Genomic DNA, 15214 nt, shown 5'->3' with positions numbered 1-15214 from the left:
GTATTTTTCTTAATAGTGACTATATTACAAGTATTTAAAACGACATTTCGTGTCGTTCATATGGTTTACTCCAGTCGCTTATATCCTCGTGCTGAACCACGAGGTTTTACGCTCCAGTGGATAAAAATTATTTTGCTAGAAACAACTAAATAATTCCTAAAAGTTTTTAAATTAATAAAAATGATAAATTAGATTTATACAAATTCGCGGTTATAATCAAATTAATGAAAAAATTACCCAGTCCAGTGGAGTAGATCTGACATGGCAGGCGAAAACCAACAAGCACAAAATCCAGCTGCAAAAACTTTGTACGACAAATTGTGGGATGATCACTTGGTCACTCAACGTGATGATGGCTCGGCTTTATTGTATATCGACCGTCATTTATTGCATGAAGTGACTTCTCCACAAGCCTTTGAAGGTTTGCAACTTGCAGGACGTAAGCCGTGGCGTTTAAGTGCCAACGTGGCAACGCCTGACCATAACGTACCAACGTCTAAGAAAGAACGTGCAGACGGTATTGCAGGTATTGAAGATGATACCTCACGTATTCAGGTACAAACTTTAGATGACAACTGTAAAACCTTTAACGTGGTGCAGTTTGACATCAACGACATCCGTCAGGGGATTGCGCACGTGGTTGGGCCTGAGCAGGGCTTAACTTTGCCAGGTATGACCGTAGTTTGTGGTGACTCACATACAGCGACTCACGGTGCATTTGGGTGTTTAGCGCATGGTATTGGGACGTCTGAAGTTGAACACGTATTAGCAACCCAATGCTTAGTTCAAAAGAAAATGAAAAACATGCTAGTGCGTGTAGATGGCAAATTAGGTCAAGGCGTTACACCGAAAGATGTCGTTTTAGCGATCATTGGTAAAATTGGTACTGCAGGCGGTACAGGTCACGCGATTGAGTTTGGTGGTCAAGTATTCCGTGATATGTCGATTGAAGGACGTATGACAGTATGTAATATGGCGATTGAAGCAGGCGCGCGCGTAGGTATGGTCGCTGTGGATGACAAAACCATTGAATACGTGAAAGGTCGTAACTATGCACCAAAAGGCGAGCAATGGGATGCAGCAGTTGCTTACTGGAATACTTTACACTCAGATGAAGGCGCGCACTTTGACACCGTAGTGGTATTACAAGGCGAAGAAATTGAGCCGCAAGTGTCTTGGGGAACTTCACCTGAAATGGTCATTCCAGTATCACAAGCCGTACCAACTTTAGAGCAGGCGAAAGATGATGTACAGCGCAATGACTGGACGCGTGCTTATCAATATATGGGCTTAACTGCAGGTCAGTCTTTGGCAGATATTCAATTAGACCGCGTATTTATTGGCTCATGCACCAACTCGCGTATTGAAGATATTCGTGCAGCCGCTGAAGTGATTAAAGGTCGTAAAGTTGCAGCAAGCATTAAACAGGCGATGGTGGTTCCGGGTTCTGGTTTAGTTAAGCAACAAGCGGAACAAGAAGGCTTAGACAAAGTGTTTGTAGAAGCAGGCTTTGAATGGCGTGAACCAGGTTGTTCAATGTGCTTGGCAATGAACGCAGACAAATTGCAACCGGGTGAACACTGTGCATCGACTTCAAACCGTAACTTTGAAGGTCGTCAAGGTAACGGTGGTCGTACCCATTTGGTGAGTCCAGCAATGGCAGCTGCGGCAGCAATCGCAGGTCATTTTGTAGACGTACGTTCATTCTAAGTTATGCCTTCATCCCAGCCTTCTCTCAGAGAGATGGCGTTCCCTCTCGCTATAGCAGAGGGTAAGGGAGAGGTTACGGATTCAGTGAGAATTAAACATGAAAAAATATACCGTTGAACAAGGTATCGTTGCACCATTAGACCGTGCCAATGTCGATACAGACTTAATCATTCCAAAACAGTTTTTGAAATCTATCAAACGTACAGGTTTTGGCGATAACTTATTTGATGAATTGCGTTATTTAGATGAAGGTTATCCGGGTCAGGACAACTCAAAACGTCCGATTAATACTGAGTTTGTATTGAATCAGCCGCGTTATCAGGGTGCTTCAATCTTAATTTCACGTGCCAACTTTGGTTGTGGTTCAAGCCGTGAGCACGCACCTTGGGCATTGAATGAATATGGTTTCCGTACCGTTATTGCACCAAGCTTTGCCGATATTTTCTTCAATAACTGCTTTAAAAACGGCATGTTGCCTGTGATCTTGTCTGAAGAGCAGGTCGAGCAATTATTTAAAGAGTGTGCGGCGACTGAAGGCTATCAATTAACCATCGACTTGGACGCACAAGAAGTACGTACACCAAGCGGTACGGCATTTAAATTTGAAGTAGATCCATTCCGTAAACACTGTTTATTGAATGGTTTGGATGATATTGGCTTAACATTACAAGCAGCCGATGACATTCGTGCTTATGAAGAGAAAACTAAGCAGTCGCGTCCATGGGTTTTTGCCGAAATTCAGGCATAAATTCGCTGAAATTTGTCATAGCATCGCTGCCTAACTCTTGCTAACATCGGCACATAATAATTTTTATATTTTGTATCTAACAGGTGAGGTTGGGCGCGAACAATGACTAAAATTTTCGGTCGGCTTGCTGTCATTGGATTATGTATCACCATGCTAAGCGCATGCCAAACGTGGAATACAGCACGCATTAAACAGGTGAAAGAAACTGAACAAAGCAAATCCAATGCACTGATTTACTGTGCGGGTACAGATGATTGTGAGTTTGAGCGTTTAAATACGGTCACAATTGTCGATGCAGAAAAACATCGTGTTACACGTGCTGCCATTCAGGAGGGTTTAGTGCGTTTACAGGAATCATCCTTAAATAAATCCAATGCCTTGTATTTATCTGTACCGCCTAAACAACATGAATTGGTGATTCGCTTTTATCCCATTTCTAAAGATCGTGCAGAAAAACTGCATGTAATTCATAAGTTTAATGCCAAGCAAAAATATACCTTTAGAATGTATCGTGATCGAAGTCGTACTAAAGGCAGCTTATTAAATGTGTCTGCGCCAGATCCTTTATGTGTAGATTTGGTGCAAAACAACAAAACCATTCGACGTTTTTGCAAACCCTACAATGTCTTAAATGGCTTGGGTGAGTTTGTAGAACAAAAAATTTAATCCCACAGTCTTTGACTGTCATGAACAATGGAAACTCTCATGTCAAAACATATTTTGATTTTAGCTGGTGACGGCATTGGTCCAGAAATTGTGAAAGCTGCTGAACAAGTGCTGACACGTGTCAATGAAAAATTCAATTTGGGTTTGACTTGGGAACAAGGTTTATTGGGTGGTTCTGCAATTGATGCACATGGCGAACCGTACCCAGCAGTGACATCTGAGCAAGCGAAAAAAGCCGATGCAATTTTATTGGGTGCAGTTGGTGGTCCAAAATGGGACAACATTGAGCGTTCAATCCGTCCAGAGCGTGGCTTATTAAAATTGCGTTCAGAACTCAATTTATTTGCTAACTTACGTCCTGCAATTTTGTATCCACAATTGGCAGATGCTTCAAGCTTAAAACCTGAAATTGTATCGGGCTTAGATATCTTAATCGTGCGTGAATTGACAGGTGGTATCTATTTCGGTCAGCCACGTGGTATCCGTGAATTAGAAAATGGTGAAAAACAAGGTTTTAATACCGACGTATATGCTGAGTCAGAAATCAAACGCATTGCAAAAGTAGCGTTTGAAATGGCGAAATTGCGTGGCGGTAAAGTATGTTCGGTGGATAAAGCCAACGTACTGGAAGTGACTGAATTGTGGAAGCAAACCGTGACTCAGTTACATGCAGAACAGTACCCAGAAATCAACTTGTCGCACATGTATGTCGATAACGCAGCGATGCAATTGGTACGCGCGCCAAAACAATTTGACGTATTGGTGACAGGTAACTTGTTTGGTGACATCTTGTCTGATGAAGCGGCGATGTTGACAGGTTCTATTGGTATGTTGCCATCTGCATCTTTAGACGAAAATGGCAAAGGTATGTATGAGCCTTGCCATGGTTCAGCGCCAGATATCGCAGGTCAAAACTTGGCAAACCCATTGGCAACCATTCTTTCTGTGGCAATGATGTTACGTTACACCTTCCGCGAAGAAGCGGCAGCAAAAGCCATTGAAGATGCAGTAGGCAATGTATTAGATCAAGGTTTACGTACTGCCGATATTATGTCTGAAGGCATGAATAAAGTTGGTACTGTTGAAATGGGTCAAGCAGTCGTTACGGCACTCAACTAAAAATTTAAGCGATTTAACCTATCGCTTACAGCTCAAAATCAAATCATTAAACGCAGTCTTCGGGCTGCGTTTTTTTATTGGTTTTGTACTTTCAGAGTGTTTTAGCTAGGAGACTTAACAGCGTTGTCCCGAAACATACACTGCGGTAGCAATACCCTGCTGTAGGCGAAAATACAAATCACAAGTCAGTGCAACATCGTAACTTTCATGACTCGGGATACCGATATTTAACGGAACAGCACCAATACCTGTAGTGGGATGCTGCGCCATAGGGATCGGAACACGTACAGGACGAATAATGATACGGTAATGTAGCAATTGAGGGGTAGCTTGAGCTGTACCAAGCTGTTGATAGCCAATTTGGCTTAATTGCAAATGGGTCAGGATATATTGGCTAGATTGACCAATAAATTGCTGTAAATACGCATCGCGGTTTAAAGTGGAATGCGGTGGATTACTACTACACGCCACTAAACTGAGCGCAAAAAGACCTGTTATACAAGCAACGCAGGATCGAAATAACATGCTTTTTCTCCCTTGCTCAAAACTTTATTGTAGAAGGCAATGCAAGAAAAGAATGTGGTGATTCGATAAGCGGCGGGGACGAATTAAAGGCTAAACAGAATTTTTTTAAGTGAACGTAAAAAAGCCACTCCGAAAGTGGCTTTAGCTTACTCTAAAACTTAGCGTGCGCGATAAGTGATGCGACCCTTGGTTAAGTCGTAAGGTGTCATTTCAACTTTCACACTGTCGCCTGTTAAAATACGAATATAGTGTTTACGCATTTTACCAGAAATGTGAGCAATCACTTCATGACCGTTTTCTAAACGTACACGAAACATAGTATTAGGAAGCGTTTCGGTGACAACGCCTTCGAACTCGATGAGTTCCTCTTTATTGGCCATAGCCTACCTGAGTATCAAATTGGAAAGGCGCAAATTATAGGCAATTTTTCTGAAAAAAACAAGATGCTTTACCCTATACACAGCGCATCTGTTAGTAAAATAAGCGAATCATCGGTTTATACTTTTTCTGTAAAAATGGGCTTGGGTAGGTTGTCAGTTCGGTCAATCGCAGTTAATCTAATTTCAATCTTTTTAAGTATAAATGAAGTACATACAAGGAAGGTTTTTGCGTGGGTCAGCTAACTGATGCATCGGTTGTATTGCGTTTAGGCTACCAAGCGATTCGTCGTGCGGGGTTGCCAACCGAAGATATTTTAACAAAAGCAGGTGTGGCCTTAAATCAGGTCGAAGCCAATGAACGTACGCCTTTAAATGCACAATATGCGTTTTGGGTTGCGGCTGAGGAAGTCAGTAAAGACCCTGATATTGGTTTACATCTGGGGGAACATTTGCCACTTTATCGCGGGCAGGTGATTGAACATTTGTTTATTTCTTCAGAAAACTTTGGTGAAGGCCTAAAACGTGCTTTGGCTTATCAACGCCTGATTAGTGATGCTTTTGATGCCAAATTGGTGGTGGAAGATGGACGCTGCTATTTAACCAATGGCGTGCAGCCGTGGTCAGAAAATATCGTCAATCGTCATTTTTCTGAATGCGCCATGTCGGGTGTTTTACGCTTCTTTAAATTCATTACCGAAGGTCGTTTTCAGCCTATTTATATTGACTTTAACTTTAGTGATGGTGCTGCAGATGATGAATATTTCCGTGTCTTTGAATGTCCTGTGAGTTTGGGGCAGAAAGAAACGCGTTTGTATTTTGATCCGAGTATTTTGGATTATCCACTGTGGCAGGCAGAACCTGAGTTATTGCAATTACACGAACAGTTGGCATTGGAAAAACTGCAGGAACTGGCGCGTTATGATTTGGTTGGTGAAGTGCGCCGTGCCATTGGTTCGACCTTAGAAAGTGGAGAAACGACACTAGAAACAGTGGCGGCACAATTGAATATCACGCCACGTCGTTTGCGTACCCAATTGAGTGAAGCCAATACCAGTTTTCAGCAAATTCTGTCCGATTATCGATGTCGTTTGGCTAAACGATTATTATCGAATACCAATGAAAGCGTGGAGCGGATTGTGTACTTAACGGGTTTTTCAGAGCCAAGTACTTTTTATCGTGCTTTTAAACGCTGGACCAATGAAACTCCAGTGGAATATAGAAAACGTAAACAGCGTTAAGTTTGAAAATTTAAAACCTTTCCTAAACAGAATCCTCCCTAAATCCCCCTTTTTCAAAGGGGGGGACTTTCGTTTTTAACGCCTCGAAATGGAGCTCCTCTCTTTGGAAAAGGGAGGTCGGGAGGGATTAAATTATTCCGGCATGTTTAACCAATGTGGCCCTAAAGGAACTTTCGGTAAATCATACTGTTCAGGATAATGTGCCTGAATAAAATACAAGCCATCTGGCGGGGCAGTAATTCCTGCTGCTTTACGGTCTTGAGCTGCAAAAATTTGGTCAATATGTGCAATGTCATACAAACCTTGCCCGATCTCCAATAGACAACCCATGATATTGCGAACCATGTGATGCAAAAAACCATCGGCTTGAATATCTAACACTAAATAATTGCCGTGACGAATTAAGCGGCAATGGCTGACATGACGGACAGGCTGATTGGACTGACACGCTGCGGCACGAAAGCTTTCAAAATTATGTTTCCCTTCAAATTTCTGCGCAGCCGCAATCATTTTATCGACATCTAAGGGATAATAAGCGTGAGTGACTTGTTTGTGCAGCAAGGCAGGGCGTTGTGGATTGTTATACACGACATAGCGATAACGCCGTGCCTGAGCCTTAAAACGAGCATGGAAGTCCATATCCATCGTTTTAATCCATTGAATTGCAATGTCTTTGGGTAGTTGGCTGTTGGCACCCATCAACCAACCGCGTTCAGGGCGAATGGCATGCGTATCAAAATGTGCCACCATATTGGTTGCATGCACGCCTGCATCGGTACGTCCTGCACCATGTAAAATAATGGGTTCATCGGCAATTTTGCTCAGAACTTTTTCAATGGTTTCCTGCACACTAGGTACGCCTGCTTGCTGGGTTTGCCAACCCCGATACCGAATGCCACAAAACTCAATTCCGATTGCAAAACGCTGCATAATCACCTCAAATCACACTGAAGACTGCCAATGCGCATACCACTGTGCAAGGCTGTCGTATTGTAAATACATTTTTAAGGCTTTGGCATAAAGATCTGCGTGACTTTGGCAATCACTGATTAAAATTTTACTGTCCTGTAACCACTGGCTGATCGCATAGCGTTGTTGCATGCCACCAAAAGTGACTTGGGTGGTGAGAATCACGGCACATTGTTGAGCTTGTAAGGCCTGAATTAACTCAATCACTTCGGCATTGACGGCCATATTGCCTGTACCATAACTCTGTAAAATGAGGCAGTGTGGTGGCTGTTGCTGTAAGGCTTTTAAATTATCGACCAAAGCGGAAATGGCAATTGGCTGTAACATCCAGTTCAGGCAGTTAAAGTGCTGGGCTTTTTCAATATGTTGAGTGCTAATGTTGAATGCTGGCTCATTCTGCGATTTGTTCTCCGTGTAAACCAAAGCAGACTGACCTGTAAATGCATTTAACTCGGTGGTGTGTTGTTTCAGTGCCGTTGCGGCATGAATCAGTTGCTGATGGAAGGCCAGATATACTCCCTGAGTCACTTGATGAATCTGTTGTAAAGCAAAATTTAGGTTGTCCAAGGCATCACTAAATTCACGGGTATCTGTGCCTTGTGCATTGAGTAAGGGATATTGGCTACCCGTGAGAATGACATGGGTACTTTGCGCTAAAAAACGTGCCAAGACTGCGCTGGCATAGCTGAGGGTGTCGGTGCCATGTAAAATAACGAAATGTTGAAAATCATCGTGTTGTAATTTTTGAATATATTGAATGAGCTGTAACCAGTCTGCGGCTGTGCAGGCACTACTGTCTTTAATGACAGGGGCAACAAAGCATTCAATCTCTAAATTTAGGGGTAAGACCTGTGCCAAGCGTGGCAGAAATTGCTCCGCAGGCATTGGGCTTAGTGGTTCACCGACACAGCCAAAAGTGCCGCCCATATAGATTAACGCAATTTTTTTCATCATAAAAAAAGCAGCCAAGAATGACTGCTTTATCTTAATCTGATTTGAATTAAGAAGCGATTTGATTCAGTAACTGATCGGCACGTTGGCGTTGTTCAGCAGAATAATTTGCGCCTTGTTCGCTAAGTAAAGCTTTCGCAGCATCATAAGCGCCCAATTCCACATATTGGTTCGCCAAGTCTAAATTCAACTGAATTTCATCTACTTGAGATAAGTCTGGGAATGATTTCACCAATGGATCATTTAGATCAACATCTGTGCTGACAACGGTTGCAGCAGGTTCAAGTGCAATACTTGGTGCAGCAATGACTTCAGGTTCAATTGCAGGCTGAAGGTTGGTTTCCTCAGCAGGCGCACTGTCAAATGTGAAATTAAAATCAGGCGTTGCAGGTTCAGCTTTTGCTTCAACCGCAGATGCGCTTTCTGGTGTAGAAAAATTGAAGTCTAGACTTGGGGCTTTGACTGAAGAAGCTTCATTGACTGTTGATTCTGGGGCTGTTGTTTCAGCTGGACTTGGTGTTAAATCAAACGTGAAGTCGAGCGGTTTAACTTCCTCTGCAGGGCTTACACTTGGTTCAGCTGTAATTGCAGGCGCTTCAGTTTTTGCTTCTGCTGCTGTGGAATCGAGTGAGAAATTAAAATCCAGTGCAGCAGGTTCTGCTTTGACTTCAGGTTCGGCTGCTTTTTCTACAACAGGTGTAGCTGCAGGGCTGAAATTTAACGATGAGGTGTCAAATTCTAAAGCTGCTTCAGGTTCTGCAGTTTTATTTGAGGTCAGTTCGTGCTGTAACTGGTCAAAAGAAGCCGTTTGATTTGGCGTACTCACAGGTGCAGTAAAATCTAAGCTGCTTGGAGCTGCTGTCGGCGCTTCATTTGCTGATTTTTCAGCAATATCTTCATGTGCATGACTGGCTTTTTTCGCTTCAGCTTGTGACAGAATATCGTCAAGCTCTAAAGAACGTAAATGATTCAGCAATTGATCAATTGCAAATTCATCTTTTTGTTGTAAATGAATATCAAGCAAGAATAAATACAAACCATGCAATGAGTTATCACGTTTTAATGCTTGGTTAATTTGTGCTTCTGCAGCAAAGAAATTACGTTCTTTGATCAGGTTTTCAATGTTGGTTTGGATTTTTACAGGAACAGGGGTAGAGTGTTGTGGTGTTGGAACAACCTCTTCAACCACCACCGATTTCTGGGCAACTTTTTTGGTAGTTGTGGTTTTCTTGCCACTGGTTTTGGCTGGCGCTGCTGTTTTCTTGTTGCTTGGTTCGGCTTCTTTACTTGCTTCACGCTTTTTCAAGAAAATTGCGATCACCAGTAATAAAATAAACGGAATCACATAAATCAGCATGTTTATACCCCTTGAGGATGTGGTCCCTGTTTGACCTTATCCCAAAAAAATCATTGTGTGTAACATTTAGTGTTTTGGCTTATTTGCGGCTTGTTGTTTTTGCAATTGTTGTTGCAGTTCGGCAAGGCGCGCGTTGAGTAATTGAATTCTGTGATCCTTCTGACGTAATGCCAATTCTAATTCTGTTACGTTTCTCTGTAATTTAACGGTTTTCTCGCGGGATGTCATAACTTTTAATGACAAGTCACCCGAAGTTTGTGTGGATTGTGTGTTCTTCTTGGCAGAACCGTGGGTCGAGTCTTGTTGATTCTCTGCCACGAGGCTCATTTCTGCTTGATTTAAACGATATTTGGCTTTGCCTGATTGTGGTGCACTGGCCGTTTCTGGTTTTGGAATTGCGGCTTTTTTCTCTGGTTTAGAGTTAGCTTGTGCATGTAAGTTTAAGGTCGCACCACGACGTAAACGATTGGCATCGCCTTGAATAAAAGCATGCTCATTATTGGCTTTAATTTGTTGCATCACTTCGGCAACAGGGCGATTGTTTTCGCCCGCAATGCGTGAGGCAATGGCCCATAATGATTCATTCGATTGCACTACATGTTGAGTATTGACCGTAGGCTTCGCTGTTACAGGGCTTGGTTTAGCTTGTGTAGCCGCTATTTGTGCAGGCTTTTTCGTTGCAGCAGCAGGCTGAGTTTGTGCTAGTTGCTTCGTACGTTGCTGTTCAGCAAATTTTTGTACCAATGGATCAGCCGATTGTTGTGCGGTGACTGAAGTGGTGGCTGTAGATGCTGTCGGTGTTGGGTTGTTATTTGTCTGTGCTGGCGCTACTTTTGGGGTAATCACAGTCGTATTTTCACTTGCTGCGCTACGGCTTGGTGCAGTTTGAATCACTGTTACTGCTTGATGGTTTAACGCAGGCGGTGTATTGCGTTTAATGGTTAGCGGTGCTTCAAAAGCCTGTTGTTCAATTGCTTTGGGTGTTTCAACCTGATAGGCCGTACTTACAGGTAAATTTAAAGCAATATCTTGCTCATTGACAATCATAACAGGCATTAAAGCTTGTTCATTGCTACGTTGCATAGCGGCCAATGGCGCAGGTGCACTGCGTTTTAATGGGGTGCGAATATGTTGCAGGCGGGTTGCATTGCCTTCTTTAATTTTGACCACAATATTCAACTCAGACTCGGTTAACGGTCGAGATGAGGTAATGGTGATAACCCCTGTACCATTGCTGTTACGACGTGTAAAAAAGTTAAGATGACCAGGCGGACGGTGACTCGCACCAATCGACATCAGATCTTCTGCCGTAGCTAAACTGACATCAATCGCTTCATTCACATTCGATTGACGAAAGTTGATTTCGGCATAGAGCAATTCCCCAGTTGTTGACTGAATTTGAATCGGGTCAACATTCATTGCATACATTTGCTGTGAAGCCAAAATAGATAAAATGGCGATCTTTAATTTGTTATATACAGTCATCTTAATTGTTAGCTCGGTCATTTATCGCAAGGCGAAAAGGATAGAGTAGCGAGTTGTATGTCGATTGTAAAATATTAACACGTTGATTACATAAAAAAGCCAGTCAAATTTGACTGGCTTGTTGAGTTTGATCACAGAATCCAAAATGATTCAGTGCTCAAGACGAGGCTTAAGCATTTTTGTAATCAATTAAGATGCGTAACATGCGACGTAATGGCTCTGCTGCACCCCAAAGTAATTGGTCACCTACAGTGAATGCACCAAGGTACTCTTTACCCATGTTCATTTTGCGTAAACGACCAACAGGTACTGTTAAAGTCCCTGTAACTGCAACTGGGGTAAGATCGGTCATTGATGCTTCGCGTGTATTTGGTACCACTTTTGCCCATTGGCTTGATTGACGAATCATATCTTCAATTTCGTTCAATGGAACGTCTTTTTTCAGCTTCAATGTGATTGCCTGAGAGTGACAACGCATTGCACCAATACGTACACAGTGACCATCAATAGGAACAATCTGCTGATTGCCTAAAATTTTGTTGGTTTCAACCTGACCTTTCCATTCTTCTTTTGACTGACCGCTTTCAAGCTGTTTGTCGATATATGGAATGAGAGAACCCGCTAAAGGCACACCAAAGTTTGCCGATGGGAAACCTTCGCCGCGTTGTAATTCGGCAATTTTAGAGTCGATGTCTAAAATTGGTGAACGTGGGTCATCCAACAAGTCTTTGGTGTTGTTATACAAGTAGCCCATGCCTGTGATCAGCTCACGCATGTTTTGCGCACCTGCACCAGAAGCTGCTTGATAGGTCATTGAAGTTGCCCATTCCACCAAATTGTTTTGGAATAATGAACCCAAGCCCATCAACATGAGTGAAACAGTACAGTTACCGCCCACAAATGTTTTGGTGCCATTCACCAAGCCATCTTTAATGACATTCATGTTGACTGGATCAAGTACGATAATCGCTTCATCATCCATACGTAGGGTAGATGCAGCATCAATCCAGTAACCATTCCATCCTTCAGCTTTAAGCTTCGGGAAAACGGCAGAAGTGTAATCACCACCTTGACAGGTAATAATGACATCCATTTGCTTCAGACTTTCAATATCTGTTGCATCCATAAGTGCTGGGGCAGTCTTACCACCAAATGCTGGTGCTTCACCACCAGCATTACTGGTAGAGAAATAGAATGGTTCAAAATGAGCAAAATCATTTTCTTCAACCATACGTTGCATAAGGACGGAACCCACCATCCCGCGCCAACCGACCAGACCTACTTTCATGCCACTTTGCCTCGGTGCGTTAAAAAACAATAAAGGAATATAAGTCTATCAAAAGGGGGCGCAACTGCAAGCATTACATGAACAAAACATGAGTATTATTGAGTGAAATCTCTTGTTTGTGTTACATACAAAATTGATAACTTTGGTTTTCATGTAAAAACGACAAAAAATACAAAAGAGTAAAGCAAGATGATTTGGGTAAAAGGGCTTGCAATATTAGTCATTTGGTTAAGTTTTTGGTCACTGATTCCACGTGATGAATGGTGGATTCGGGGCGCAGATTTTCCACGTTTACAGATCTTGGTTTTAGGCATCATTGCCTTTGTTTTGCTACTGATTTGGGAGCAGACGTGGGATGTGTCTAGCCAAGTGATTTTAATTGGACTGATTGCGGCTTTGGCTTATCAGCTCAAAATGGTCTTGCCCTACACCTTGCTGTGGAAAAAACAGGTCAAACAAGTTCGTCCAGAACAGCTAAATCCTGAAAAACAAATTTCATTAATCGTGTCCAATGTTCTGACACCAAATCAGAAATATCATCTGTTGATTGAACATATTCAAGCCTTAAAACCAGACTTGGTATTGACTTTAGAAACTGATTTGGCATGGCAACAAGCCTTGTCTGTGATTGAAGCCGACTATCCTTATCGGGTCGCTGTGCCTTTAGATAATTTATATGGCATGCATTTGTATAGCCGTTTGCCATTAAAAGACACTGAGATCAAATTTATTCTCAGCGATGAAATTCCATCCATTCATACCAGTGTGATTTTGCCTTCGGGGCAGCCTGTACAGTTGTATTGTTTGCATCCTAAACCACCAAGTCCTACCGAAGCCAAAGATTCAGTTTTAAGAGATGCCGAATTGTTGATTGTAGGCGATCAAATCAAAGATTTAGATGAAAGCTGTATCGTAATGGGTGATTTAAACGATGTGGCGTGGTCGCGGACTACGCGCTTGTTTCAAAGAATCAGTGGCTTGCTCGACCCGCGCGTAGGGCGGCACTATATCAATACCTTTCATGCCGATTATCCTTTACTGCGTTGGTCATTAGACCATGTATTTCATAGTACCGATTTTGCATTGGTGGATATGCAGCGTTTGGCGCATATCGGTTCAGACCATTTTCCTGTGTATGTGGTATTGCAAACTGGGCGGGTGTTTGATCGAATTCAGGAAGAGCTGCCCCAAACTGATGCCGATGAGCAGGAAGCACAACAGGCGATTCAGGAGGGGATTGAAAAAGCAGAGCGAGAAGAAAAACTGGTGACCGATGAAATTGCACAACCGTATAAAGCACAGGATAAATCGGTTTAGAAATTAAACGAAAAGTGTACGAAATGGCTTACACGGATTTAGGCACATGACGCATGGTTTATTCTGACTGATCTGGTTAAGATTAATTCATCAGCACAAGGACTCGGGAACGGAATATCCCATTAAGGAAGACGACGCTGACGGATAAACATCAAGGATATGATGTAGGTAAGGAACGCCATACAATAAAATAACAATAAGTTTTGAAAGCACAACCTCATGAGCCCGAGTTTTACAGGATGTAGAACTCGGGCGATGATTTTTGGGGGACTTATTTTTTTCACTCTCATAGTTTTTAAAAAAAATTAAACTTCAATCAGCTCGATTCAGTTCTATGGTTTGGTTTTAGGCGTATTTTGACTGCAAAACTTGCTGATATAAATCTAAGGTTTGATGACACATATCTGCCAAGCTGAACAATTCAACAGGGACGACACTTTGCGGTGTTTCCAGATGCAATTGCACTGCATTGAATAAAGCGACTTGGTCATCTACCGCGATGAGTCCTTGCGGATACAGTTGTGATAGAATTTCAGCCACACCACCACGGTTCCAGCCAATCACAGGTGTTCCTAACGATAAAGCCTCGAGCGCAGTGCGTCCAAAGGTTTCTGCCTGATTGGAAAGTGAAAGTACAATATCGCTAAACGCAAGCCACTCGCGAATGTCAGAACGGTGTCCAACAAAGGTTATCGCTTCGGTCAGATGTTTATCCCGAATATTGCGTTCCAGTTCCTGTAAATAAGCTGCTTTTTTAACATCTGCACCGCCTACAACAACAGCATGAATCTGTGGATACTGGGTTTTTAATTTCGCAATTAGATCAATCAATGTTTCATGACCTTTTAAGCGGGTGATACGTCCCGGCAAACAAATTAAAAACTTATGTTCAAGTTCTGGGAAATCTTGATAGGTTTGTTGCATCCATTGTGCCGAAGGTTGATACCCGTGCGGAAATGCAGCAGGGTCAATTCCACGATAAATACGGACAATATCTTCAGGTGGACAGTTTTGATAATGATCACGAATGTATTTGACTACACTGTCAGAAACTGCGATCACTTTTTCCGCTTGGGTCATAATTTGGCTGTAACGGTTAACTGAATAAAAACCATGTACAGTTGAAATTAAGTGTGGACGTTTTTCGGCTGGAATACCTTTTAGGGAAAAATGAGTTAGCCATGCAGGTACGCGGGAACGTACATGCACAATATCAGGTTGATGTTGCATAATCAGTTGGCGTAAAGGACGGATTTGCCACAAGCTTGATAATGATTTTTTGTGGATGGCTAACTTTAAATGAGTGGAACCTTCAGCTTCGAGTTGGTTAACCATCCGTCCGCCATTCGACACCACCAATGACGTATGTCCTTGAGCGACCAAGGCTCGGGCGATTTCGAGCGTACCGCGTTCTACACCGCCACTGTTTAATTCGGGTAATAACTGCATGACTTTCATGAA

14 protein-coding genes are annotated in these 15214 nt (G+C 42.6%); 6 read left to right on the top strand and 8 right to left on the bottom strand.

Annotated elements, in window-relative coordinates; all coding sequences use genetic code 11:
- The first annotated feature begins 261 nt into the window (after positions 1 to 261).
- The 4 genes from leuC to leuB all read left to right on the top strand — a co-directional run bounded on the left by leuC (position 262) and on the right by leuB (position 4243).
- Positions 262 to 1710 (top strand): 3-isopropylmalate dehydratase large subunit, encoded by a 1449-nt coding sequence (leuC, locus tag FTU09_RS11450; protein WP_004976092.1) that lies wholly within the window; start codon positions 262 to 264, stop codon positions 1708 to 1710.
- 97 nt (positions 1711 to 1807) lie between these two features.
- The gene (leuD, locus tag FTU09_RS11445; RefSeq protein ID WP_004976094.1) at positions 1808 to 2458 is read left to right on the top strand and encodes a 3-isopropylmalate dehydratase small subunit; all 651 of its coding nucleotides are present in this window, start codon (positions 1808 to 1810) and stop codon (positions 2456 to 2458) included.
- A gap of 102 nt (positions 2459 to 2560) precedes the next feature.
- The gene (locus FTU09_RS11440; protein ID WP_154321072.1) at positions 2561 to 3124 is read left to right on the top strand and encodes a hypothetical protein; all 564 of its coding nucleotides are present in this window, start codon (positions 2561 to 2563) and stop codon (positions 3122 to 3124) included.
- A 39-nt stretch (positions 3125 to 3163) separates the two neighbouring features.
- A complete protein-coding gene (gene leuB, locus FTU09_RS11435; RefSeq protein WP_004976098.1) occupies positions 3164 to 4243 on the top strand; it encodes a 3-isopropylmalate dehydrogenase in 1080 nt (359 codons plus the stop codon).
- A gap of 114 nt (positions 4244 to 4357) precedes the next feature.
- Here the strand turns inward: leuB and FTU09_RS11430 are convergent, their stop codons facing one another.
- Entirely contained in the window at positions 4358 to 4768 is a 411-nt protein-coding gene (locus FTU09_RS11430) for a hypothetical protein (RefSeq protein WP_167845758.1), read from the bottom strand.
- A gap of 158 nt (positions 4769 to 4926) precedes the next feature.
- Positions 4927 to 5148 carry a translation initiation factor IF-1 gene (infA, locus tag FTU09_RS11425; protein ID WP_001284370.1) on the bottom strand — a complete coding sequence of 74 codons (222 nt, stop codon included), beginning with the start codon at positions 5146 to 5148 and terminating at the stop codon, positions 4927 to 4929.
- Positions 5149 to 5378: 230 nt separating this feature from the next.
- Between infA and FTU09_RS11420 the strand changes: the two genes are divergently transcribed.
- The gene (locus FTU09_RS11420) at positions 5379 to 6386 is read left to right on the top strand and encodes an AraC family transcriptional regulator (RefSeq protein WP_004976104.1); all 1008 of its coding nucleotides are present in this window, start codon (positions 5379 to 5381) and stop codon (positions 6384 to 6386) included.
- 132 nt (positions 6387 to 6518) lie between these two features.
- On the opposite strand, the gene truA is transcribed toward FTU09_RS11420, so the two are convergent.
- The 5 genes from truA to asd all read right to left on the bottom strand — a co-directional run bounded on the left by truA (position 6519) and on the right by asd (position 12436).
- On the bottom strand, positions 6519 to 7316 hold the full coding sequence (truA, locus tag FTU09_RS11415) for a tRNA pseudouridine(38-40) synthase TruA (RefSeq protein ID WP_180080378.1): 798 nt from the start codon (positions 7314 to 7316) through the stop codon (positions 6519 to 6521).
- A 12-nt stretch (positions 7317 to 7328) separates the two neighbouring features.
- Positions 7329 to 8309 carry an asparaginase gene (locus tag FTU09_RS11410; protein WP_004976109.1) on the bottom strand — a complete coding sequence of 327 codons (981 nt, stop codon included), beginning with the start codon at positions 8307 to 8309 and terminating at the stop codon, positions 7329 to 7331.
- Positions 8310 to 8355: 46 nt separating this feature from the next.
- Entirely contained in the window at positions 8356 to 9663 is a 1308-nt protein-coding gene (locus tag FTU09_RS11405) for a fimbrial protein FimV (RefSeq protein ID WP_180080375.1), read from the bottom strand.
- 66 nt (positions 9664 to 9729) lie between these two features.
- Positions 9730 to 11148 (bottom strand): FimV family protein, encoded by a 1419-nt coding sequence (locus tag FTU09_RS11400; protein ID WP_257226858.1) that lies wholly within the window; start codon positions 11146 to 11148, stop codon positions 9730 to 9732.
- 169 nt (positions 11149 to 11317) lie between these two features.
- Positions 11318 to 12436 (bottom strand): aspartate-semialdehyde dehydrogenase, encoded by a 1119-nt coding sequence (asd, locus tag FTU09_RS11395; protein WP_004976115.1) that lies wholly within the window; start codon positions 12434 to 12436, stop codon positions 11318 to 11320.
- 189 nt (positions 12437 to 12625) lie between these two features.
- Between asd and FTU09_RS11390 the strand changes: the two genes are divergently transcribed.
- Positions 12626 to 13753, top strand: a complete 1128-nt coding sequence (locus FTU09_RS11390; protein ID WP_096901696.1) for an endonuclease/exonuclease/phosphatase family protein — start codon at positions 12626 to 12628, stop codon at positions 13751 to 13753.
- A gap of 345 nt (positions 13754 to 14098) precedes the next feature.
- Here the strand turns inward: FTU09_RS11390 and FTU09_RS11385 are convergent, their stop codons facing one another.
- On the bottom strand, positions 14099 to 15211 hold the full coding sequence (locus FTU09_RS11385; protein WP_180080370.1) for a glycosyltransferase family 4 protein: 1113 nt from the start codon (positions 15209 to 15211) through the stop codon (positions 14099 to 14101).
- Positions 15212 to 15214: the final 3 nt, after the last annotated feature.

It is taken from the genome of Acinetobacter sp. YH12058 (assembly GCF_013419805.1).
In the GTDB taxonomy this organism is placed as follows: domain Bacteria; phylum Pseudomonadota; class Gammaproteobacteria; order Pseudomonadales; family Moraxellaceae; genus Acinetobacter; species Acinetobacter towneri.
This window is presented reverse-complemented; position numbering and strand designations above follow the sequence as displayed.